The sequence below is a fragment of the Mesorhizobium sp. LMG17149 genome (assembly GCF_024518695.1).
GTDB lineage: Bacteria > Pseudomonadota > Alphaproteobacteria > Rhizobiales > Rhizobiaceae > Mesorhizobium.
Map to the genome: position 1 here is coordinate 279336 of NZ_JANIFL010000005.1, position 21189 is coordinate 300524.

At 63.7% G+C, this 21189-nt stretch carries 20 protein-coding genes; 9 read left to right on the forward strand and 11 right to left on the reverse strand.

The genetic code is table 11. The annotated features are described in order from the left end of the window. Position 1: 1 nt before the first annotated feature. Genes NP945_RS13485 through NP945_RS13500 form a run of 4 tightly spaced genes read right to left on the reverse strand, consistent with a single transcriptional unit; the run spans position 2 to position 3838 of the window. A complete protein-coding gene (locus NP945_RS13485; RefSeq protein ID WP_256746618.1) occupies positions 2-1165 on the reverse strand; it encodes an acyl-CoA dehydrogenase family protein in 1164 nt (387 codons plus the stop codon). 4 nt (positions 1166-1169) lie between these two features. Next, a complete protein-coding gene (locus tag NP945_RS13490; RefSeq protein WP_127269385.1) occupies positions 1170-2273 on the reverse strand; it encodes a carnitine 3-dehydrogenase in 1104 nt (367 codons plus the stop codon). Then, complete coding sequence (locus NP945_RS13495) at positions 2270-2899, reverse strand: HD domain-containing protein (RefSeq protein WP_127269384.1); 630 nt, start codon at positions 2897-2899, stop codon at positions 2270-2272. Before NP945_RS13495 ends, NP945_RS13490 begins: the two co-directional genes overlap by 4 nt. Before the next feature lie 21 nt (positions 2900-2920). Further along, the gene (locus tag NP945_RS13500) at positions 2921-3838 is read right to left on the reverse strand and encodes a 3-keto-5-aminohexanoate cleavage protein (protein ID WP_127269383.1); all 918 of its coding nucleotides are present in this window, start codon (positions 3836-3838) and stop codon (positions 2921-2923) included. Between the two features lie 132 nt (positions 3839-3970). On the opposite strand from NP945_RS13500, the gene NP945_RS13505 reads away from it, so the two are divergent. After that, the gene (locus tag NP945_RS13505; RefSeq protein ID WP_256746619.1) at positions 3971-4951 is read left to right on the forward strand and encodes a GlxA family transcriptional regulator; all 981 of its coding nucleotides are present in this window, start codon (positions 3971-3973) and stop codon (positions 4949-4951) included. Positions 4952-4965: 14 nt separating this feature from the next. Here NP945_RS13505 and NP945_RS13510 read toward each other — a convergent pair whose 3' ends face one another. From NP945_RS13510 to xylA, 3 genes are all read right to left on the reverse strand, one after another. Continuing rightward, complete coding sequence (locus NP945_RS13510) at positions 4966-5169, reverse strand: hypothetical protein (RefSeq protein WP_256746620.1); 204 nt, start codon at positions 5167-5169, stop codon at positions 4966-4968. Between the two features lie 177 nt (positions 5170-5346). Next, entirely contained in the window at positions 5347-5823 is a 477-nt protein-coding gene (locus tag NP945_RS13515) for a GNAT family N-acetyltransferase (RefSeq protein ID WP_127322172.1), read from the reverse strand. Between the two features lie 252 nt (positions 5824-6075). Beyond that, complete coding sequence (xylA, locus tag NP945_RS13520; protein WP_127380251.1) at positions 6076-7401, reverse strand: xylose isomerase; 1326 nt, start codon at positions 7399-7401, stop codon at positions 6076-6078. A gap of 112 nt (positions 7402-7513) precedes the next feature. Between xylA and NP945_RS13525 the strand changes: the two genes are divergently transcribed. Beyond that, positions 7514-7876 (forward strand): nuclear transport factor 2 family protein, encoded by a 363-nt coding sequence (locus NP945_RS13525; protein WP_127269938.1) that lies wholly within the window; start codon positions 7514-7516, stop codon positions 7874-7876. 212 nt (positions 7877-8088) lie between these two features. Here the strand turns inward: NP945_RS13525 and xylB are convergent, their stop codons facing one another. Both xylB and NP945_RS13535 read right to left on the reverse strand, forming a co-directional pair. Further along, a complete protein-coding gene (gene xylB, locus NP945_RS13530; RefSeq protein ID WP_256746621.1) occupies positions 8089-9543 on the reverse strand; it encodes a xylulokinase in 1455 nt (484 codons plus the stop codon). A gap of 82 nt (positions 9544-9625) precedes the next feature. After that, positions 9626-10948, reverse strand: coding sequence for a tetratricopeptide repeat protein (locus tag NP945_RS13535; protein WP_256746622.1), 1323 nt, complete (start codon positions 10946-10948; stop codon positions 9626-9628). A 225-nt stretch (positions 10949-11173) separates the two neighbouring features. Between NP945_RS13535 and NP945_RS13540 the strand changes: the two genes are divergently transcribed. Then, positions 11174-13963 carry an autotransporter outer membrane beta-barrel domain-containing protein gene (locus NP945_RS13540; RefSeq protein WP_256746623.1) on the forward strand — a complete coding sequence of 930 codons (2790 nt, stop codon included), beginning with the start codon at positions 11174-11176 and terminating at the stop codon, positions 13961-13963. Between the two features lie 52 nt (positions 13964-14015). On the opposite strand, the gene NP945_RS13545 is transcribed toward NP945_RS13540, so the two are convergent. Both NP945_RS13545 and NP945_RS13550 read right to left on the reverse strand, forming a co-directional pair. Then, entirely contained in the window at positions 14016-14639 is a 624-nt protein-coding gene (locus NP945_RS13545) for a LysE family translocator (protein WP_127270197.1), read from the reverse strand. 96 nt (positions 14640-14735) lie between these two features. Next, a complete protein-coding gene (locus NP945_RS13550) occupies positions 14736-14858 on the reverse strand; it encodes a hypothetical protein (RefSeq protein WP_127270199.1) in 123 nt (40 codons plus the stop codon). A gap of 237 nt (positions 14859-15095) precedes the next feature. On the opposite strand from NP945_RS13550, the gene NP945_RS13555 reads away from it, so the two are divergent. The 6 genes from NP945_RS13555 to NP945_RS13580 all read left to right on the forward strand — a co-directional run bounded on the left by NP945_RS13555 (position 15096) and on the right by NP945_RS13580 (position 21159). Next, positions 15096-15863, forward strand: a complete 768-nt coding sequence (locus tag NP945_RS13555) for a L,D-transpeptidase (RefSeq protein WP_127322091.1) — start codon at positions 15096-15098, stop codon at positions 15861-15863. A 100-nt stretch (positions 15864-15963) separates the two neighbouring features. Further along, positions 15964-17130 (forward strand): diphosphate--fructose-6-phosphate 1-phosphotransferase, encoded by a 1167-nt coding sequence (locus NP945_RS13560; RefSeq protein WP_256746624.1) that lies wholly within the window; start codon positions 15964-15966, stop codon positions 17128-17130. Positions 17131-17165: 35 nt separating this feature from the next. Continuing rightward, positions 17166-17885, forward strand: a complete 720-nt coding sequence (locus NP945_RS13565) for an MBL fold metallo-hydrolase (protein WP_256746750.1) — start codon at positions 17166-17168, stop codon at positions 17883-17885. A gap of 248 nt (positions 17886-18133) precedes the next feature. After that, entirely contained in the window at positions 18134-19654 is a 1521-nt protein-coding gene (locus NP945_RS13570; protein ID WP_256746625.1) for a DegQ family serine endoprotease, read from the forward strand. A gap of 150 nt (positions 19655-19804) precedes the next feature. After that, on the forward strand, positions 19805-20416 hold the full coding sequence (locus NP945_RS13575) for a sulfite oxidase-like oxidoreductase (protein ID WP_256746626.1): 612 nt from the start codon (positions 19805-19807) through the stop codon (positions 20414-20416). Then, positions 20413-21159 carry an FAD-binding oxidoreductase gene (locus NP945_RS13580; protein WP_127320468.1) on the forward strand — a complete coding sequence of 249 codons (747 nt, stop codon included), beginning with the start codon at positions 20413-20415 and terminating at the stop codon, positions 21157-21159. The genes NP945_RS13575 and NP945_RS13580 overlap by 4 nt, the downstream gene beginning before the upstream one ends. Positions 21160-21189: the final 30 nt, after the last annotated feature.

Here is a 21189-nt window from a genome sequence, read left to right on the forward strand (position 1 = left end):
GTTATGCCCCGAACGGACGCAGCAGCGCCCTTGAAATAATGTGGCGCTGGATCTCTGACGTGCCTTCCCAGATGCGCTCGACGCGCGCGTCGCGCCAGATGCGCTCCAGCGGTAGATCGTCCATCAGTCCCATGCCGCCATGAATCTGGATCGCCTCATCGGCAACGTATGCAAGCATCTCGGTGGCCTTCAGCTTGGCCATGGCCATGTCCTGGTCGGTGACAGTGCCCTGATCGTACTTCCAGCCGGCTTCGAACACCATCAGGTCGGCGGCCTTCAATTCGGTCGCCATGTCGGCAAGCTTGAACGATACGCCCTGGAACTTGCCGATCTGCTGGCCGAACTGCTGGCGCTGCGCGGCATACTCGATGGCATGGCCAAGCGCCCGCTCGGCGCGGCCGAGGCAGGTGGCGCCGACCTGCAGCCGGGTGGCGCCGAGCCATGAATTGGCGACGTCGAACCCCTTGTGGACTTCGCCCAACACTTGGGCGGCGGGAAGCCGGCAATCGTCGAATTCGAGGATGGCGTTGGTGTAGCCGCGATGCGAGACGTTGCGGTAGCCATCGCGGACGGTGAAGCCCTTCGTCCCTTTGTCGACGAAGAATGCGGTGATCTTCTTGCGCCTGCCGCGCGGCGAATCCTCTTCGCCTGAGGCCATGAAAACGATGGCAAAGTCGGCGAGGTCGGCGTGGGAGATAAAATGCTTGGTGCCGTTCAGCACCCAGTCGTCGCCGTCCTGTACGGCGGTCGCCTTCATGCCGCGCAAATCGGAGCCTGCGCCCGGCTCGGTCATCGCCAGGCAGTCCCATTTCTCGCCGCGGATGCAGGGGAACAGATATTTCTCGCGCTGCTCTGGCGTGCCGGCCAGGAGGATGTTGGAGGGCCGCGCCACGCAGGTCCAGTGCAGCGCGTAATTGGCGCGGCCAAGCTCCTTTTCGTAGAGCAGCCAAGTCACCGTATCGAGGCCAGCACCGCCGACATCGGCCGGCATGTTGGCGGCATAGAGCCCGGCTTCGATCGCCTTGACCTTGATCTCCTCGATCAGGTCGCGGCGCAGCACGCCGGTGCGCTCGACCTCGCGCTCATGCGGGTAAAGCTCGTTCTCGACGAACGCACGCGTCGTCTCGATGATGAGCCTCTGTTCCTCCGACAGCCCGAAATCCATGCTCTCAGCCTTTCTTCTTGCCGGGCTTTTTCTTCGGCTTTTCGGCTTTCTTGACCGGTTTCAAGGCTTTGGCCTTCTCGGCAGCCTTGGAGGCCGTGGGCTTCTTCGCCGCCAGCTTGGCCAGCTGCCTGGTATAGTCCTTGTGCAGGGCGCCGGCGCCCCAGCCCTTGCCTTTGTTCTGCTTCGACAGCGCATCCATGATGGCGACCAGATTGTCGTCGCGGATTTTTTCCAGCTCGCGGATCGACAGCCCATGCGCCTGGTCGTCCGACTGCGTGGCGATCAGGTCGACCAGTTCGTCGTTGAACTCCGGCACATCCATCAGCTTGGTCCATGGCCATTTCAGGCAGGGCCCGAACTGCGCCATGAAGTGGCGCATGCCGGCCTCGCCACCGGCGACGCGATAGACCTGGAACATGCCCATCTGCGCCCAGCGCAGGCCGAAGCCATAGCGCATGATGTCGTCGAGTTCCTCGACCGTGCAGATGCCGTCCTTGATCAGCCACAGCGCCTCGCGCCATGCCGCTTCGAGCAGGCGGTCGCCGACGAAGGCCTCGATCTCCTTGCGGATGACGACCGGCTTCATGCCGATCGAGGCATACATCTCCTTGGCGACCTCGATCGCCTCGGGAAAGGTCTGCTCGCCGCCCACGATCTCGACCAGCGGCAGGAGATAGACCGGGTTGAACGGATGGCCGACGACCAGCCGCTCCGGATGCTTCTTCATCGCCACCTGCATGTCGGTTGGCTTGATGCCGGAGGTCGAGGAACCGACAATCGCATTGGCCGGCGCGTGGGTATCGATCTCGGCGAGCACCCGGTGCTTGAGGTCGAGCCGTTCCGGCACGCTTTCCTGAATGAAATCGGCATCGGCCACTGCCTCGGCGATGGTCTTGGCAAAGGTCAGCTTGCCCTCTTTCGGCAAACCGCCGGGTACCATCTGCTTGTAGGCGCGGCGCGCGCCCTTCATCACTTCGCCGACCTTGCGCGACGCCTCGGGATCGGGATCGAAGATCGACACGTCGATGCCGTTGAGCAGCAGCCGCGCCACCCAGCCGGCGCCGATGACGCCGCCACCGATGGCGGCTGCCTTGTTGATGATGCTCATGCGGAAGCTCCGGTTCTGGTCATGGCGGTTGTGGGATCTATGAGCGGCACGCGTTCGCCGGCGCGGATCACGGACGGGTCGTATGCCTTGCGGGCGAAGACTTCGAGGACGAAGGGCCGGAAGAATTCGATCGGCAGCGTGTCATAATCGGGGTCGAAGCTGGACTGGTCCCAGCGTTCGCAAAACTGGTCGCAATCGTCGAAATAGGCGTGGCCGGCAAAGCGGTCGCGCGCATGGCGGTTACCGCCGAGGTGATGGGCATAGTAGAGCCGCTGGAAGTCGCCATGTTTCTCCACCACCCAAGTGCATTGTTCGCGCACGAAGGGTTTCAGGATCGAAGCGGCATATTCGTCGTGATTGTATGGCGCGTAGATGTCGCCGATGTCGTGCAGTAGCGCGCAGGCGATCCAGTCGGTGTCGGCGCCGTCGCGCCAGGCACGCGTCGCCGCCTGCAGCGAATGGCCGAGCCGGGTGATCTTGTAGCCCGATAGGCCCGCGTCGAGCTGCACCAGCGCATCGAGCAGCCGCTCGCCGGTCCTGGCGGCATAATCGATCTCATGCGCGGTCAGGAACTCGTAGTCGTCCCGGTCGCCATCCTTCATTGCGGTGAATTTTACGGTAGTCATGCCGACCTCCCGACGAATAATTTATGCCGCGATCGGCGCCCGCTTGGTGAGGTTGAGCTTCTGCCGTACCTCTTCCGGCCCAAGGATCCTGGCGCCGAGATTGGTGACGATGCTGGCGGCGCGCTCGACCAATTGCGCATTGGTCGCCAGTACGCCCTTGTCGAGCCAGAGATTGTCTTCGAGACCGACGCGGACATTGCCGCCGGCCAGCACCGCCGCAGCAGCATAGGCCATCTGGTTGCGGCCGATGGCAAAGGCCGACCAGTTCCAGGTCGACGGCACATTGTTGACCATGGCCATGAAGGTGTTGAGGTCGTCCGGCGCCCCCCACGGCACGCCCATGCAGAGCTGCACCAGCGCATCGGGGTTGAGCACCTTTTCCTCGACCAGCTGCTTGGCGAACCACAAATGGCCAGTGTCGAAGGCCTCGATCTCCGGCTTGACGCCAAGCGCCGTCATCATGCCGCCCATGGCGCGAAGCATGCCTGGCGTGTTGGTCATGACATAGTCGGCCTCGGCGAAATTCATGGTGCCGCAGTCGAGCGTGCAGATTTCCGGCAGGCATTGGCGCACATGTTCCATGCGGTTGGTGGCGCCGCCCATGTCGGTGCCTTTTTCGTTGAGCGGCAACGGCGCTTCCGGCGATCCGAACACCATGTCGCCGCCCATGCCGGCGGTCAGGTTCAGCACGACGTCGACATTGGCCTCGCGGATGCGCTCGGTCACTTCGCGGTAGAGATGCACATCGCGCCTGGGCTTGCCGGTCTCGGGATCGCGGACGTGGCAGTGCACGATTGCGGCGCCAGCCTTGGCCGCGTCGATGGCCGAATCGGCGATCTGCTTTGGCGAGCGCGGCACATGAGGGCTGCGGTCCTGCGACCCGCCGGACCCGGTCACGGCACAGGTAATGAAAACCTCACGGTTCATCGCAAGCGGCATGAAACTCTCCTCCGATAGAAACACTATGCATGTCGCCCAAAAGTGGAACCGGTTTTGGGATAACGACATGCACAAAGACTAATCAACAATGCCCGACTTGCCGGAAACTGTTTTGCGTTTTACGAAGCTTCCATGACGAAAAGCGAAAAACCAACGATCTTTCGCGCCGAGCGTCTGCCGCTCAAGGTGACGCTGCTGGTGTTTTCCGGCTCGTCCATCATGTGCGTCGCATCTGCCGTCGATCCGCTGCGCGCCGCCAACCGTATCTCCGGCGAGACCCTGTTCGATTTCAGGCTGGTCTCGGTGACCGGCGAGGCTCCGGTCACCACATGCGGCCTGCCGGTGGCGGTCAGCGGCCGTTTCGACGCGGCCGAGCCGTCCGACGTTCTGGTCGTCGTCGCTGGCTTCGGCACCCAGAACTATGCAACCTCGGCTCTGTTGTCGGGCCTGCGCCGGGCCGCACGCACGGCGCGTGCTTGCGGCGGCGTCGAGGCGGGCACCTGGCTGGTCGCACGCGCGGGCCTGCTGGAAGGGCGCAGTGCCACCACCCACTGGGAGGACATGGAGGATTTTTCATCGTCCTTCCCCGGCGTCGATGTCCGCCCTGACCGCTATGTCATCGACGGGCCGGTGTTCACGTCGGGTGGCGCGTCACCGACCTTCGACCTGATGCTGCATCTCATCCGCACGCGGCTCGGCATGGCCGTCGCGCTCGATGTCGCCAGCGTCTTCATCTACGACCAGGCGCGCGCCGCCACCGACGCACAGCCGCTGGTCTCGCTCGGCCGGCTCGATGGCTACGACCCGCGCCTTGCGCAAGCCATCCGGCTGATGGAATCGCATGTAGACCAGCCGCTGACCATCGAAGCGGTGGCCAAGCGCACCGGCGTGACGGCGCGAACCCTGGAGAGCATCTTTCGCAAATCGATCGGCGAGACGCCGGGCGCCTATTACCTCAGGCTGCGCCTCGGTGCCGCGCGCCGGCTGGTGATTGATACAAGGGTTGCCATGGCCGACATTGCCGGGCGGACCGGGTTCTCGTCCGCCGCGGCATTTTCGAGGGCGTTTTCAAGGACTTTCGGCGAAGCGCCGGTCAGGTTGCGGAGGGGGTAGGTTTCAACGCGCGATCAGGCCGCGTTCTGGCGGTCGCCGTCGATTTGCGAGCGCATCTGTCTGGCCAGATGGGTCTCGAAACGGCTGGCCACGGCGCGATCCCATTCATTCGAAATCTTGGCGTCGTCCGTTTTCCTCGGCATCGCCATCAGCCGGTCGATGATCGATCCAGCCTCGCCAGGTGAGAGCAGGGCGTCGATTTCACGTTCGTTCTGCATATCGGTTCGCCTCCTTCTTCCTCTCCCGCCACAAGCCAGTCTTATACGAGATTCGTGACGGCTGTTTGAAGGCAAGAGCGAGGTCATTGAAGGGCGTCGAAGGGCAAAACCGTGTCGCGGGACCGGGCCATGCGCAAAGCTGTTCCTGCGCCTTGGCAGGTCAGGTCAAGGAGAGATCTACAGCCGCTTTTCGAACAGCACCGTGGTAAAGCCACTGTCCCATTCGTCGTCTGGATAGCGGTTTTTCTCGACATAGCCGACCGCCTTGTAGAGGGCTTGTGCCGGCAGGTTGAACGTGTCGGTTTCCAGCCGCGCCTGCGCCAACCCGGCGGTGCCGATTGCCTGTTCGGCATGGGAGAGCAGCTTGCGGCCGACACCTTGGCCTTGACGGGATGCCATGACGTGCAGGGCCTCGATGAAATCGGCGCGCCAATGGATCAGGCCGGCGACCTCGCCATCGATCTCGGCAACGGCGAACTCAGGCCAGCTCCGGTCGACATAGCGCCCGCCAATATCCGTCTCGACATAGCGCCGCGCCGCTGCTTCGGTGATGTTCGGCAGCCATGTGCCTTCGAACGTTTCCTGCAGCACCTGCTTCAACGCCGGAATATCGCTCGCCTGCGCCGGGCGCACGATGATTCGATCCTCTGCCATTTTCCGTCTCCCGCCAATGCATGTCGCCCAAAAGTGCCAGCGGTTTTGGGATGACGACATGCATAAAAATAAAGGCTGCCGCACGGGCTCTCTTTCGGCGACACGCGTGGCATCTTGATCTCACGCTGGCTGCCGAAGATCTGTGCGATCCTCGGCAGCCTCTCGCGAAGTGGGCTGACTAGCAGATAGCGATGGCGGCGGCTTTCAGCCAGTGGTGCCGGATGTCGGTCCAGAGATGGAGCGGCGCGCGCCTTACACGTAGCGGTTGACGATATTTTCCAGCAGTTCCTGGCGGCCGGACCTCGGCTGCGGCTCGATCTTCTTCTTGACGACACGCTCGGCGATATCCTCAAGCGTGCGCTTGCCGGCGAGCATCGCCTTGCCCTCGGCCGTGTTCCAGCCGGCATAACGTTCGGCCAGCGGCGCCGATAGCGCCTTGTCTTCAACCATGCGGGCCGCGGCTTTCAGGCCACGTGCGCAAGAGTCCATGCCGCCGATATGGCCGATCAGCAGGTCCTGCGGATCGAGCGACTGGCGGCGCAGCTTGGCGTCGAAATTGGTGCCGCCGGTCTTGAAGCCGCCGGCCTGCAGGACCTGGTAGTAGGCCAGTGCCATTTCCGGCACGTTGTTGGGGAACTGGTCGGTGTCCCATCCCGACTGATAGTCGTTGCGGTTCATATCGATCGAACCGAAAATGCCGAGCGCATTGGCCAGAGCCAGTTCGTGCTCGAAGGAATGGCCGGCCAGGATGGCGTGGCCCTGCTCGATATTGACCTTGACCTCCTTCTCCAGCCCGAAGCGCTTGAGGAAGCCGTAGACCGTGGCGACATCGTAATCGTACTGATGCTTGGTCGGCTCCTGCGGCTTCGGCTCGATCAGGATCGTGCCCTTGAAACCGATCTTGTGCTTGTAGTCGACGACCATGCTGAGGAACCGGCCGGCCTGTTCCTGCTCGCGCGCGAGGTCGGTGTTGAGCAGCGTCTCATAGCCTTCGCGCCCGCCCCACAGCACGTAGTTTTCGCCCTTCAGCCGCTTGGTGACGTCGATGCAGCTTTTTACCGTCGCCGCCGCGTAGGCAAAGACATCCGGATCGGGATTGGTGGCCGCCCCCGACATGAAGCGGCGATTGGAGAACAGATTGGCGGTGCCCCAAAGCAGCTTGACGCCGGTCTGCTTCATCTTCCCCGCGAAGTAATCGGCGATCTCGTCGAGGCGCGCGGCACTTTCGGAAAAATCCTTGCCTTCCGGCCGCACATCGGCGTCGTGGAAGCAGAAATAGGGCGCGCCGAGCAGCGAGAACATCTCGAAGGCGACGTCCGCTTTCAGCTTTGCCAGTTCCATCGTGTCGGTGCCACCTGCCTTGGGGAACCACGGCCGGTCGAAGGTCTGGCCGCCGAACGGATCGCCGCCCGGCCAGGCAAAGGAGTGCCAGTAGGCGACGGCGAAGCGCAGATGGTCTTCCAGCCGTTTGCCGGCGACGAGCTCGTCGGGATTGTAGAACCTATAGGCCAGCGGATTGGTCGAATCCGGCCCTTCATATTTGATTTTCTTGATGTCGCCGAAAAATCCGCTGCTCATGATTTCTGTCCTCTCACAAAGTTCTGCCGCCATTACCTCAGGCGTAATTGGTTTCAGGCCAGCGCCGGTTGAAAAGGGTCATGTCAAAACCGTCAAATGAAGGAGACAGACCATGACCGACCTCACCAAGATCGCTGAAAACTACATCACCGCCTGGAACGAAAGCGATGCCGTCCGCCGGACCGAATTGCTCAAGGCGACCTTCACGGAAGACGTCAGCTATCGTGATCCGCTCATGCAGGGCGACGGCCATGAAGGCGTCGCGGCTCTGATCGACGGCGTGCAGCAGCGCTTTGCCGGCTTCCGGTTCTCGCTGAAGGGCACGCCGGACGGTTTTGCCGACAAGATCCGCTTCTCGTGGAATCTCGGGCCTGAGGGGACGCCATCGGTGATCGAAGGTACCGACATCGGAATCATTGAGAACGGCCGCCTGAAGAGCGTCACCGGCTTTCTCGACAAGGTGCCTGCGCAGTAAGGACTTCTGGGCGAGGCGGGTGCGAAGCGCCCCCCTCTGGCCTGCCCCCCTCTGGCCTGCCGGCCATCTCCCCCTCAAGGGGGGAGATTGGCTGTCTTTCCCGCCTTCGCTAATTATCAACCTTGCAAGACGAGTAAAGCCGTCAACGCTGCCGATCTCCCCCCTAGAGGGGGAGATGCCCGGCAGGGCAGAGGGGGGCGCCTCGCACTGACTCACGCGGTTACAGCCCTGATTGCTGGGTACAGCGCCCGGTAGCGCTGATAGGCGTCGGCATAGACCCCGCCAAGCGCCGCGTCCGGTTCGATCGTCGCATCCGTCCTCGGTGCCGTACAGATTTCAAGCGGATCGGCACCCGTCGCCGCGACCAGGCCGAGCCGTGCGGCACCAAAGGCGGCGCCGAAATCGCCGTCGGCGGGAATGTCGACAGGCAGTTGAAGCGCGGTGGCAATCGCCTTCAGCCAGTAGTGCGAGCGCGAGCCGCCGCCGATCGCCGTCACCCGCGTCAAACTCGTGCCGGCTTTCGCCAGGGCTTCGAGGCTGTCGCGGAAGGCAAAGGCTACACCCTCCAGCACGGCCTGGGTCAGCACGGCACGGCTCGATTCATGCGCCAGCCCGGCGAACGCGCCGCGAATGGCGGCATCATTGTAGGGTGTGCGCTCACCCGAGAGATAAGGCAGGAAGGACACGCCGCTCGGCGCCTTCAATGTGTCGCCCAGCTCAGTGGTCAATTCGCCGGCGCTCTTCCCGGTGATTTCGGACAGCCAGTTGAGCGAATCCGTCGCCGACAGGATGACCCCCATCTGGTGCCAGGTGTTCGGCAGGGCGTGGCAGAAGGTGTGAACCGCGCTAGCCGGGTTGGGCAGGTAGGAAGCGTTGGCGGCAAACAGCACGCCCGATGTGCCGAGCGAGACGAAAGCGTGGCCGGCGCCGACCGTGCCCATGCCGCAGGCCGAGGCCGCATTGTCGCCGGCGCCGCCGGCGATTGGAATGCCGGCCTGGACGCCCCATTTCGAGGCCAATTCACTGCGCAGTGCGCCTGCCTTGTGCGTACCCTCGACCAGCGACGGCATCTGCTCCTCGTCGAGCGACGTCGCTGCGAGCAGGTCCGTACTCCAGCGCCGGTTGCCGACATCGAGCCAGGAGGTACCGGCAGAATCCGACATCTCCGAAATGTGTTCGCCCGAAAGCCAGAGCCGCAGGAAATCCTTGGGCAGCAGCACTTTTGCGACCTTGGCGAAGAGAGCGGGTTCGTTGTTTTTCACCCAGGCAAGTTTCGGCGCGGTGAAACCGGGAAAGACGATGTTGCCGGTCAGAGCGCGGAAGCGCGGATCGGCATCGAGGACAGCCGCCTCGGCATGGCTGCGCGTGTCGTTCCACAGGATGCAGGGACGCAGCACCTTGTCGGCGGCGTCGAGCAGCGTGGCGCCATGCATCTGCCCGGACAGGCCAATGCCCTTGACTGCCGCGAGTTCATCCGGATGGGAGGATTTGAGCTCGGCAATTGCGTCTTCGCAGGCCCGGATCCAGTGCTCGGGATTCTGTTCCGACCAGCCGGGATGCGGCCGTGAAACATCAAGCGAACCATGGCCGGAACCGATGACGGTTTGCCCGGCATCGATCAGCAGCGCCTTGACGCCCGACGTTCCGAGATCGAGGCCCAGATACATGTCTTCCTCCCACGCCAGTTAATTTTTTCGGGTCTCGAAAAAATCTGACTTGGCCAGTTTTTAAAACAAGATCCGCTTCGGGTCAATTCTCCGACAAATCGGCGGCGCGTCGCACAAACAGCGCTGACAGCGGACTGTCGGGCCGCGCCATCGAACGCTCGGCCGTGAGCGCCCTGGCCAGCGCACCGTCACCGGCGCGCAACGCTGCCTCGATCAGCGTCAGGTCGATAACATCGCGCTGGGCGTGGCTGCCGCCGAAGCGATGGGAGATCGATCGGATCGGCCGGATCAGGCGCACGGTCTCGGCGTAATTGCCCTCACCGAATGCCTTGATGGCGAGCGTCAGCGGATGGCCGACATCCCGCGTGAAAGCCGCATTGTCGTCGCTGCCACGCATGGCCTCGCGCTGAGCCTCAAGCAAAGCGAGGGCCGGCGCATCTAACCCTGCACCGACAAAGGCCATCATCGCGTGGGCATCGTTGAAGGCATAATTGCCGGCGCCGGCCTTATGCCAATTGGCGGCGAGCGCCGCCCAGCGGTCGCCGACATCGACGCCGCCGAGGGCGAGCCGCCACAGGACTGCCGAGGCATCGACCATGTTGAGCGCCATCGTCGATTGCACGCTGTAGATGGGGCCGTCATAGAGGGCCAGCACCGCGTCGGTCTCGCCGAGATCATAGTGGAACAGCGCCAGGTGCCACCAATTGTGGACCTGCAGGAAACTCTCCCTTGTCCACGCTTCCGGCTTGGTCAGCATCCAGGCGATGCCATCCCTTTGCCGGCTCTGCATCTCCATAACATGGGCGACGGCATGCTGCGCCCAGCCGTCGCGCGGCTCGATGTCGACCGCCGCGCGGCCAAGCTGCTCGGCCCTGACATAGTCACCCATTTCCTCCAGCCCGAAGGCGTGCATGCCGAGCATGGCGTGGTAGCCGGGCATGCCGCTTTGCCAGGACGGCAGGGCGCGTGCGATGCGGTCGCGCAGCATGCGTGCATTGCCGGTGAAGAAATCGATCTGGTGGCCGACCTGCAGCGCCAGCCCGTCGCGCGGGGTCTCGATGGTGATGTCCTCGAGAATGCGGCTGGCTTGATGCCAGCGTCCGTTGGCGAGATGACCCAGGGCTGTGACATGCGCCCGCTCGCGCGTGGTCGCGGCAAGCGGCAGTGACGCCTCATGGCAAGCCTTGGCCACCGCTGTCGCCTCCCGCTCGGTGGCGAGGCCGAACAGATAGCCCTTGAAGACATGCGCCATGACGAAGCCGGGATCTTCCGCGATGGCGCGGTCGACGGAGGCTACGGGGTCGCCGATGAAGCACTGCAGTTCACGCACCGCCTGGCTGTAGGGGGTGGATCCCGCCGCCGTCGCGCCCGAAAGCGCCAGGCCGAATGCGTCCCTGGTTGCCATGCGATGTCCTTTCATCGATCCGTGACAGGGCCTCGATCCTTCGGCCCAAACCGATCCTAAAGCATGGGCCACGGACACGCCAACCGCGCGCTACGCCAGATCATTTCAGTAGTCTTTGCAGTTTAGCAACCATGCGGGGCAGATTAGGCTTTGTAAAATCGAATGAATTGTGTCTTCATTACGGCGGCTGGCGGGGGCTGGAATCGCGAATCGAGAGGGGACGCGATGCGGCATATGAAGAACTCGCCTCCGAACAGTCGTTCGGGGGATGCTCAGGTGGCAGTTGCTTCGCTTCGGCGAAAGCCGCAGCCGCTACACCCGTGGCTTATTAGCATCTTCTCAACTACAGCTTTTGCGTTGCTGCCCAATTCAGCTGCGTTTGCCGCATGCGTGCTGGGCCCAATCGCCGGAAATACCGTCTACACCTGCGATAGCGGCGACTCGGGCGGCAGCCTCACCGATGCCGATGGCGATAACACGCTGAATTTTCCCGCCGGCGGCACCGGGCAGATATCAGGCAATGTCAGCTTTGGCGTCGGCACGGACCGCATCGACATGCAGTCCGGCACCATCACCGGCACCGTCGATCAGGGTGGCGGCACGGATTTTTTCACCATTGGCGCGGGGACCGTCGCCGGCAATGTCCAGCAGGGCGCCGGCATCGACGACTTCAACATGAGCGGCGGCCAGATCGGCTCGCTCAACCAGGGCGACGGCCTCGATACCTTCACCATGACCGGCGGCCGCATCGTCGATTTCTTCGACGATGGCGACCGCGCCGTGATGACCGGTGGCCGCATCGGCCGCGTCAACATGAAGCTCGACCAGAATTACTTCAACATGTCCGGCGGCACCATCGACCGCAACCTCGTCACCGGCTTCGACAAGGACACGATCATCCTGTCGGGCGGCACCGTCGGCGGCAACATCAGCGTCAGCGGCGGCAATGACAGCGTCACGATCACCGGCGGCACGGTCGGTGGCGATATACTGATGAGTTTTGGCGCCGACGATTTCGTCTGGAACGGTGGTGGCATCATCTATGGCGCCGTCGATCTCGGCGGCGACAACGACACCGCCAGGCTCAGCAACCTCACCAACGCCAATCTAGGTGCCACGAATGCCATATCAGGCGGCCTCGGCACCGATGCGCTGACCCTGGACAACGTCAAACTGGATGGGGTCAGCCGGCTCCAGAACTGGGAGAGCATCGACGCCACCAACGACACCGAGCTGACGATGGACAGCAATCTGGTGCTCGGCGATAGCGGCACCGGCACAGGTTCGCTCAGTGTCGATGCCGCGAGCACGCTTTATGGCGGCGGCTTCAACACGGCGATCCAGGCCTTTACGGCGGGCCAGCTGGCGCAGGTCACCAATGCCGGCCGCATCGACCTGACCAATGGCAGCACCGGTGCCACCGACAGCCTGACGATTTCGGGCAACTATGTCGGCCTGGGTGGCCTGCTGCTTATCCAGACCGAGCTCGGTGACGATTCCTCCGCATCCGACAAGTTGGTCCTGTCGAGCGGAACGGCTTCCGGTTCGACCGGGATCTCCGTGGTCAATCTCGGCGGCGCGGGGGCTGCGACCACGCAGGACGGCATCATGGTCGTCCAGGCAATCAACGGCGCCACCTCGGGCGCCACGACATTCGCGCTCGACGCCCCGGTCGCCGCCGGTGCCTTTGAATATTATCTGTTCAAGGGCGGCGTCAGCGCCGGCAGCGAGGAGAACTGGTACCTGCGCTCGACGCTGAACACGCCGGCCCCTCCGGCCGCCGCCCCGCCGGCGCTGGAACCTACTGCGCCGCCGGAACCAGAGCCGCCGGCGGCCGAACCGCCGCCGCCGCCGCCTTCCGAGCTGCCGCCGACGCCGCCTCCGACCGAGGGCGACATCAACAACCCGCCGGTCGATCCGACACCGCCGGTGCAGGCCGCCGATCCGGAGCCCGAGCCGCCGCCGGCACCACCGCCGGCACCAGTTGCGGATCCGCCCCCTCCGCCGCCGGTTGTGCCAACGGATGTGCCTGACCTGCCGACACCGGCGGCGGGCGAGGAGATCCTGCTCTATCGCATCGAGGTTCCGGTCTATTCCGCCTTGCCCCCGGTCGCCGAACATCTGGCGATGACGACGCTCGGCACCTTCCACGAACGGCGCGGCGAGCAGAGCCTGTTGTCGAACACCGAGCTGTCGCCGGTCTGGGGCCGCATCTTCGGCCAGGACAGCAAGATGGCGTATTCAGGAACGGTATCGCCGTCCTTCGACGGCACCCTGTTCGGCCTCCAGGCGGGCTTCGATCTGTTCGGCCGCGAAACCGCGTCGGGCCAGACCGATCGCGCCGGCCTGTTCGTCGCCTATGCCAGCATGAATGGCGACGTGCGCGGCCAGGCGCTGGGCTGGGACAATCTGTCCGTCGGCAGCATGGATATCAACGGCACCAGCGTCGGCGGCTACTGGACCCGGATCGGTCAGGGTGGCTGGTACCTGGACGGCGTCCTCATGGCCACCTTCTTCGGCGGAGACGCAACATCATCGCGCGACATCGGCATCGACGTCGGCGGGACCGGTGTCACCGCTTCGCTGGAAGGCGGCTATCCCATCGCGCTGGGGCAAGGCTGGACGCTTGAACCGCAGGCGCAACTGGTCTGGCAGCAACTGTCGCTCGACGATGCATCGGACCGCTTTGCTTCGGTTTCCTTTGATACCGACGGCAACGTGACCGGCCGGCTCGGCGCACGGCTGCAAGGCGAAACAACGATCAATGGCATGGCGCTGCAGCCGTACCTCAAGGCCAACATCTGGCACGATTTCGGCGGCACGAGCCATGTCAATTTCGACACCACCGATATCTCCACCGAGGGCAGATCGACCTCGTTCGAGTTCGGCGGCGGTGTGATCGCCAAGGTGACGGACAAGGTCAGCATCTTCGCCACCGGCGACTACACCACCAATCTCGGCGGCGACGAGCGTCGGATACTCGAAGGCAATCTTGGGTTCAGCGTCAAATGGTAAGGCCGGTCATGACCCCGAAAAACAGTTTCGGGGGCATGGTCAGACAGAGAGCCTAATTGCTGGAACGCATCGCCACCGTGGCGATGCCGGCGCCGACCAGCAGCGTGCCGCCGGTGCGGTTGAAGATCCGGATCGCCTTGGGATTGCGCACCACGTTGCGTGCGCGTGAGGCGATCAGCGCATAGCCAAAGGCATTGGCGAAGGCGAGCGCCAGGAAGGTCGTCTCGAAGATGAGCATCTGCGTCCAGAAATCGGCATGCCGGTCGAGGAACTGCGGCAGAAAGGCGACGAAGAAGGTGATGCTTTTCGGGTTGAGCGCGGTGACCAGCCAGGCGTGCGCCATCATCTTGGCCGAGGAGACCGCGTCGGTGCGCGGTTCGGCTTTCAGCGCGCCGCCGGCGCGAAACAGTTTCACGCCGAGATAGATCAGATAGCCGGCGCCGATCAGCTTCAGGATGGTGAAGACACCAGCCGAAGCTGCCAGCAGCGCGCCGATGCCCAGCATCGACAAGGTCATCGCGGTGAAGTCGCCCAGCGCCACGCCGATTGCCATAGGCAGAGCGGTGCGCCAGCCCTGGCCCAACGCGTAGGACACGACGAGAAGGATGGTCGGACCCGGAATGATGAGGAGGATCGTCGACGCGGCGGCGAAGGCGGCCCAGTTTTCGAAGGACATGCTCGTCTCCCTTGAGCTTAAAGAAGAGGATAAATCCTTAGGCCCAGGAGAATGTAAAGAGGCGATTTCCCTGACTGCGCCAGCGGCAGATCGGTGTCAGTTCGCGCCGCTCAGCGTGCTCACGATATCGGCCAGGCTGACATTGGCACCGAGAACGGTTGCCGCCGCGACAATGGCAGCGGCAAAAAGCTTGATGTCGGTTTTTAAGATCTTGCACATGGAGGCCCCTCGCTGATGGTTCGAGGAGTAGGAAACGCCGGCGCCGGGAATATGACCCGACCGAGGTCTTTTTGTGCAGCAGCCTTCGTTCAAGCCCAGGCAAGAGGTCGGACATCGTCAAGGCCATGCGCAAATGCAGGCTATGCAAGGTCTTCACGCTTTATCAACCATGAATGATGAAAATGCCCGCTATCCGGCCGGACCGTGCTTCCCGCCGACAGCGTAGGGTCTGGGTATATGCGTGAGTTGCCGCAAGGTCTGACGCCGCCGCGAAATGGCGACGCAATCGAAACCGATCATCATCTTTCCCGCCGCGCCATCCTGTCCGGGGCAGGGGCGCTCGCGCTGCTGAGCGCCGCCGGTTGCTCGACCTCGGGCTTGGGTCTGCCGGCGCTCGAGCTCGACGACGTCACCACGGGTTCCGTGCGGCCGATCCGGCCAAGCATCAGCGTCGACAAGAACATCACCAGCCCCGGCGTCATGTATGCCGGGCTGACCGACGGCGGCTTCAACGTGCCGGAAGTGCCATATCTGAAGGTCAAGCCGGAATTCCGCCGCCAGATCGTCGTCGACACGACAGGCGAGGCGCCCGGCACCATCGTCGTCCATCTCAAGGAGCGCATGCTCTATCTCGTCCAGCCGGGTGGCGACGCCATTCGCTACGGCGTCGGCATCGGCAAGGATGGTTTCCGCTGGTCGGGCCGCGCCAACATCCAGTACGGCAGGGAATGGCCGACCTGGACGCCGCCGCCGGAGATGATCGCCCGCAAGCCTGAACTGGTGAAGTGGCAGGCCGGACAGCCCGGCGGCCTCACCAATCCGCTCGGCGCGCGTGCCCTCTACATCTACCAGGACGGCAAGGACACCGGCTATCGCATCCACGGCTCGCCCGAATGGTGGAGCATCGGCCAGGCGATGTCGTCGGGCTGCGTGCGCCTGATCAACCAGGACATCATCGACCTCTACAGCCGCGTCTCCAAAAAAAATCCGGTCGTCGTCGTCTGACGCTTATGCGGCGTGTTGGCGCCGCTCGAAACTCCCGTTGCGCGATGCAGCAAGACAGGCCAAGGTGCCTTGAAAACCATCGCGCCGGGAGAAATCAAGCATGGCTGGAACGTTTGTCATCGCGCAGGGCGGCGGCCCAACCGCCGTCATCAACCAGACGGTTGTCGGGGCGACACTGGAGATCCGCAAGCGGCATCCCGGTGCCAAGGTGCTGGGCTCCATCCATGGTGTGCGCGGCATCCGTGACGGCAATTATGTCGACCTTTCCGCCATCCCCGAGGACCGGCTGCGGCTGATTGCCGGCACGCCGAGCGCCGCCCTCGGCTCGACCCGCGACAAGCCCGACGCCGCCTATTGCGATGTCATCCTCAACGGCCTGAAGAAGTCCGGCGCCGACGCCTTCATCTATATCGGCGGCAACGACACGTCGGGTACCCAGCAGATCCTGACCGATGCCGCCGGCGGCTCAATTGCCTTCGTCCATGCGCCAAAAACCATCGACAATGATCTCGAGGAAAACGATCACACGCCGGGCTTCATTTCGGCGGCCGAGTTCGTCGCCGGCGCCTTCCTGTCCGTCGATCTCGATTTTCGTGCGCTGCCCGGCATCTATGTCGGCATCGTCATGGGCCGGCATGCGGGCTTCCTGACCGCGGCCGCGGCCGCCTGGCAGCTCGACCCCGACAGCGGCCCACACCTCGTCTACGTGCCCGAGCGCCCATTCTCAGCCGCCGGCTTCATCGACGACGTGCGTGCCACGCTCGATCGCCACAAGCGCTGCATCGTCGCCGTTTCGGAAGGGGTCAGCACCGCCGACGGCAAGGCACTGGTCGAAAGCCTGGTGCCGCCGGACAAGCTCGAGCGCGACGCGCACGGCAACGTCAAGCTGTCGGGCAGCGACCTGCCGGCCGCACTCGAGCGCGCGTTGGCGGAAGGCCTGCCGGGCAAGCGGGCCCGCGTCGATGCGCTCGGCTACATGCCGCGCGGCTATATCGGCGCCATCAGCGCGGTCGACGCGCAGGAGGCGTTCGATGCCGGCGCTTTCGCCGTCACCGTCGCCGAACAGGGCGGCGGCTCGGTGGCGTTGCAATATGACGGCACCAGAACGGTGCTGAAGAAAGTGCCGCTCAAGAACGTCGCCGGCAAGACACGCCACATGCCGGACGATTTCATGAAGCCCGATGTCAATCAGCTGTCGGATGCCGGCATGGCCTATCTCAAGCGGCTGGTGCCGGAAAAGTACAAGGTCGGGAAGCCCTTCGTCTGATGCCGGGCTCACACTTGATGCCCGGCTCACAGGTGATGCCCGACTGGTTCAGCAGGAGCGTCGTCGACGACAAGACGACGATGCTGACCGAGCCCTTCGTCCATGCCTATGTTCGGGCCAATATCTGGCATCTGCGCGGTCGCGATGCCGACCTGCTCGTCGACACCGGCATGGGCATCTGTCCGCTGGCGCCGCAGATCGAGACGGCGGAGGGCAAGCCGCTGCTGGTCGTTGCCACCCACATCCATCTCGACCACGTCGGCTCGCTGCATGAATTCCCGTTGCGGGCAGGGCCAAGGATGAGCGCGGCTCGGTTCGAGACCATGGATGAGGCCGCGACCTACGCCTACATGTTTCATGACCTCGAGGGTGCCGTCTCGAAACCGCCGGCGCCTGGATGGAAGTCGGCCGACTACAGGATCCCGCCCGCGCCGTTGACGCGAACCCTGGACGAGGGCGATGTCGTCGATCTTGGCGACCGGCAATTTCGCGTGCTGCATTTGCCGGGCCATTCACCGGATTCGATCGCGCTGTTCGACGAGGTCGACGGCCTGTTCTTCAGCGGCGATGCCATCTACGACGCCATGCTGATCGACGACCTGCCGGATTCCGACGGAGCCGCCTATGTCAGCACGATGCAGCGCCTGCTCGACCTGCCGATCCGCATCGGTCATGGTGGACACGGACCGAGCTTCGACGGCAAGCGCATGCGCGATATTGCCACGGCCTATCTCGAGCGAACCGCCGGTGGCTGAGGCTCCAGCGAGACGGCAAGGTGCGGCCCGACGACTTTGCGAACCTGCCGCCGTGCGGATATTAAATCTTCGTAAGGTCGCCCGGAAACCCTAAATCGGGCCAATCCGCGCCCTAGATGCAAGGCCGTCGATCCGGTTGGCTGCCATGTAGGCGAGACGGGCAATTGCGACCTCGACACGCCGATGACCGATTTCCCCGCACGGGAGAGGCCACGGCGCTGGATCAACTCTCGCCCGGACAAACGACCATGTCAGATATCCTTCGCAGGCATCGCGTCGCGGCCTTGCTGGGCGCTGCGCTGATCATATCCCCCTTCGTCATGTCTTTCGCCCAAGGCGAGGGCAACACCATTCCGACGACCCAGACGCCTGTCGCCGGCATCACCGCGCCCAATGGCTCGTTCGCACCCATCGTTGCCGCCGACAAGCCGGCGGTGGTGACGGTCACCACCGTCATGAAGGCACAACCTGAAACGATGAGCGATGCATCTCCTTTCGACGGCGGCTCGCCCTTCGATGACTATTTCCGCCAGTTCTTCGGTGACCAGGGCATGCCGACGCCCAAGACGCCGCCACAACAGCAACCGCAGCGCGCCGAGGCGCTGGGTTCCGGCTTCATCGTCGGCGCGGATGGCACCGTCGTCACCAACAACCACGTCATCGATGGTGCTTCTTCGATCAAGGTGACGCTCGACGACGGCACCGAACTTCCGGCCAAGCTCATCGGCCGCGATGCCAAGAACGATCTCGCCGTACTCAAGGTCAAGTCGGACAAACCCCTGCCGATCGTCAAGTGGGGTGATTCCGACAAGCTGATGCCAGGCGACCAGGTGCTGGCCTTCGGCAACCCGTTCGGCATCGGCACCACCGTCACGGCAGGTATCGTCTCGGCGCGCGGCCGTGACCTGCATAGTGGCCCGTTCGACGATTTCATCCAGATCGACGCGCCGATCAACCACGGCAATTCCGGCGGCCCGCTGGTGGATGTCGCCGGCAATGTCGTCGGCATCAACACGGCAATCTATTCACCCAATGGCGGCAGCGTCGGCGTCGGCTTTGCCATTCCATCGGATCAGGCCCAGAAGGTGGTCGCCAAGCTGATGAAGGGCGGCTCCATCCAGTACGGCTATCTCGGCGTACAGATCCAGGAGGTGACACCGGATGTCGCGAGCGCCATCGGGCTCGACCATTCCGGCGGCGCACTGGTCTCAGAGGTCAACGATGGTTCGCCGGCGGCCAACGCCGGCATCGAGACGGGTGACGTCATCACCAGCTTTGCCGGGCAGGACGTGAAGGATCCCAAGGACCTGTCGCGGGCGGTCGCCGATGTCGCGCCGGGCGCCAGGGAAACGGTCGATGTCTGGCGCAAGGGCAAGCCGATGCGGATTTCCGTCGATGTCGGCCACAACAGCGACGATGCGAAGACCGCGTCCCTGGACGACGGGTCCGACGCGCCGAGCGCCGGGCGCGCTCCGGCGATAGGGCTCGGCTTGATGGATATAACACCCGACATTCGCCAGCAGATGAACCTAGCCGGCAAGCAGCACGGCGCGGTGGTTGCCAGCGTCAACCCCGACAAAGCGGCCGCTGCTTCCGGAATACAGGCCGGCGACATCATCGTTGCCGTCAATCAGGTGCCGGTCAAGAACGCCAGGCAGGTAACCCAGGCGATCGCCTTGGCCGGCAAGTCCGGCAGGAAATCGGTGCTGTTGCTGGTCGAGCGTGGCGACGCTCAAATGTACATCGCGGTGCCTTTTGCCAATGGCTGAGAAATGGCGTTGACGTGAACATGGGAGCGGCAGGTCCATCGGTGACGATCCCGCCGGTCTTCGCCCGTCAAGATTTCGGTTGCCCGTCACGGCATCTTCGAGAACATTGCGTCAGGCCGATAGTGGCCTGATTGCATGGGGATTGCCGCTATGGTCACCCGAGGTTTCTCTTCAGGACGGCGCCCGCCAGCCGATGGCGATGCCCGCATCCCGCCAGGCCAGTATCTGGAACAGGGTTTCCCGGTGCTGTCGGCCGGTCCGACGCCGCGCGTGCGTACCGAGGATTGGTCTTTCACGCTGAAACATGGGCCACGCCCGATCAAGAAATGGAACTGGACCGAGTTCAACGCGCTGCCGATGACCAAGATGACACGCGATATCCATTGCGTGACAGCATGGACCAAGTTCGACACGCCGTGGCAGGGCGTGCTGGTCGACGATATCCTTGCCGATGCGGGTGTGGAGCCGCCGACCGGCTTCACGCTGGCGCACGCGTTCGACGGTTACACCACCAACGTACCGGTCACGGATCTCACCGCCGGCAAGGCCATGGTGGCGCTGCTCTACGAAGGCAAGCCGATCACACCGGACCATGGCGGCCCGGCAAGGCTGCTGGTGCCGCATCTTTATTTCTGGAAGTCGGCCAAATGGTTGAACGGCCTGCAATTCACCACGCGAGACGAGCCCGGTTTCTGGGAATTGCGCGGCTACCACATCTATGGCGACCCATGGCGCGAGCAGCGCTACACGGACGATCCATGAGCGATGCGGCGGCAGTGCAGTCGCCCTGGCAAACAGCCGGTATCGTCCGCATCGAAAAGCGTACGCCGCGTGTCACCAGCTTCTTTTTCCAGCCGTCTCGGCCCTTCGCCTATCGCGCCGGGCAGCATGTCGACGTCAGGCTGACGGCGCCGGACGGCTATCAGGCGCGCCGCTCCTATTCCATCGCCTCCGCGCCCGAAACGAGCGGCGCAATCGAACTGGCGATCGAAAAACTCGACGATGGCGAGGTCTCGCCCTTCTTCCACGAGGTCGCGGCAGTGGGCGATGAAATCGAACTGCGCGGGCCGCTTGGCGGGCATTTCGTCTGGCCGGAGGATGAGAGTGGACCGCTTGTTCTGGTCGGCGGCGGTTCGGGCGTCGTGCCCTTGATGTCGATGCTCCGCCACCGCGCCGCGCGTAATTCAGCGGTGCCCGTCGTCCTGGTCTTTTCGGTCCGGGTCTGGGACGAAGTGATCTTTCGTCACGAGTTGATCGCCCTCGACGAACGCCAGGACGGCTTCGACCTGATGCTGACACTGACGCGCGAAGCCGCACGCCGTCCAGCCGACTATGCGCGGCGGGTAGACGTCGCGATGATGGTTCAAGCCATGACGCGGCTGCCGGAGCCGCCTGGCATCGCCTTCGTCTGCGGCTCCAACGCCTTCGTTTCCGCGGCCGCCCAAGCGCTGATCGATGCCGGCGTTGCAGCGGAAATCATTCGCACCGAACGCTACGGAGTTTGAACGGACTCTGGCGGTTCGGTCGAGACACGA

What these genes read in the sequence shown, in the direction of transcription:
- NP945_RS13510 (WP_256746620.1), bottom strand. Translation starts at nt 5,169, where the DNA reads ATGCAGAACGAACGTGAAATCGACGCCCTGCTCTCACCTGGCGAGGCT.
- xylA (WP_127380251.1), bottom strand. Translation starts at nt 7,401, where the DNA reads ATGAGCAGCGGATTTTTCGGCGACATCAAGAAAATCAAATATGAAGGG.
- xylB (WP_256746621.1), bottom strand. Translation starts at nt 9,543, where the DNA reads ATGTATCTGGGCCTCGATCTCGGAACGTCGGGCGTCAAGGCGCTGCTG.
- NP945_RS13540 (WP_256746623.1), top strand. Translation starts at nt 11,174, where the DNA reads ATGCGGCATATGAAGAACTCGCCTCCGAACAGTCGTTCGGGGGATGCT.
- NP945_RS13485 (WP_256746618.1), bottom strand. Translation starts at nt 1,165, where the DNA reads ATGGATTTCGGGCTGTCGGAGGAACAGAGGCTCATCATCGAGACGACG.
- NP945_RS13545 (WP_127270197.1), bottom strand. Translation starts at nt 14,639, where the DNA reads ATGTCCTTCGAAAACTGGGCCGCCTTCGCCGCCGCGTCGACGATCCTC.
- NP945_RS13570 (WP_256746625.1), top strand. Translation starts at nt 18,134, where the DNA reads ATGTCAGATATCCTTCGCAGGCATCGCGTCGCGGCCTTGCTGGGCGCT.
- NP945_RS13500 (WP_127269383.1), bottom strand. Translation starts at nt 3,838, where the DNA reads ATGCCGCTTGCGATGAACCGTGAGGTTTTCATTACCTGTGCCGTGACC.
- NP945_RS13565 (WP_256746750.1), top strand. Translation starts at nt 17,166, where the DNA reads ATGCCCGACTGGTTCAGCAGGAGCGTCGTCGACGACAAGACGACGATG.
- NP945_RS13495 (WP_127269384.1), bottom strand. Translation starts at nt 2,899, where the DNA reads ATGACTACCGTAAAATTCACCGCAATGAAGGATGGCGACCGGGACGAC.
- NP945_RS13525 (WP_127269938.1), top strand. Translation starts at nt 7,514, where the DNA reads ATGACCGACCTCACCAAGATCGCTGAAAACTACATCACCGCCTGGAAC.
- NP945_RS13555 (WP_127322091.1), top strand. Translation starts at nt 15,096, where the DNA reads ATGCGTGAGTTGCCGCAAGGTCTGACGCCGCCGCGAAATGGCGACGCA.
- NP945_RS13505 (WP_256746619.1), top strand. Translation starts at nt 3,971, where the DNA reads ATGACGAAAAGCGAAAAACCAACGATCTTTCGCGCCGAGCGTCTGCCG.
- NP945_RS13535 (WP_256746622.1), bottom strand. Translation starts at nt 10,948, where the DNA reads ATGGCAACCAGGGACGCATTCGGCCTGGCGCTTTCGGGCGCGACGGCG.
- NP945_RS13550 (WP_127270199.1), bottom strand. Translation starts at nt 14,858, where the DNA reads ATGTGCAAGATCTTAAAAACCGACATCAAGCTTTTTGCCGCTGCCATT.
- NP945_RS13580 (WP_127320468.1), top strand. Translation starts at nt 20,413, where the DNA reads ATGAGCGATGCGGCGGCAGTGCAGTCGCCCTGGCAAACAGCCGGTATC.
- NP945_RS13490 (WP_127269385.1), bottom strand. Translation starts at nt 2,273, where the DNA reads ATGAGCATCATCAACAAGGCAGCCGCCATCGGTGGCGGCGTCATCGGC.
- NP945_RS13560 (WP_256746624.1), top strand. Translation starts at nt 15,964, where the DNA reads ATGGCTGGAACGTTTGTCATCGCGCAGGGCGGCGGCCCAACCGCCGTC.
- NP945_RS13575 (WP_256746626.1), top strand. Translation starts at nt 19,805, where the DNA reads ATGGTCACCCGAGGTTTCTCTTCAGGACGGCGCCCGCCAGCCGATGGC.
- NP945_RS13515 (WP_127322172.1), bottom strand. Translation starts at nt 5,823, where the DNA reads ATGGCAGAGGATCGAATCATCGTGCGCCCGGCGCAGGCGAGCGATATT.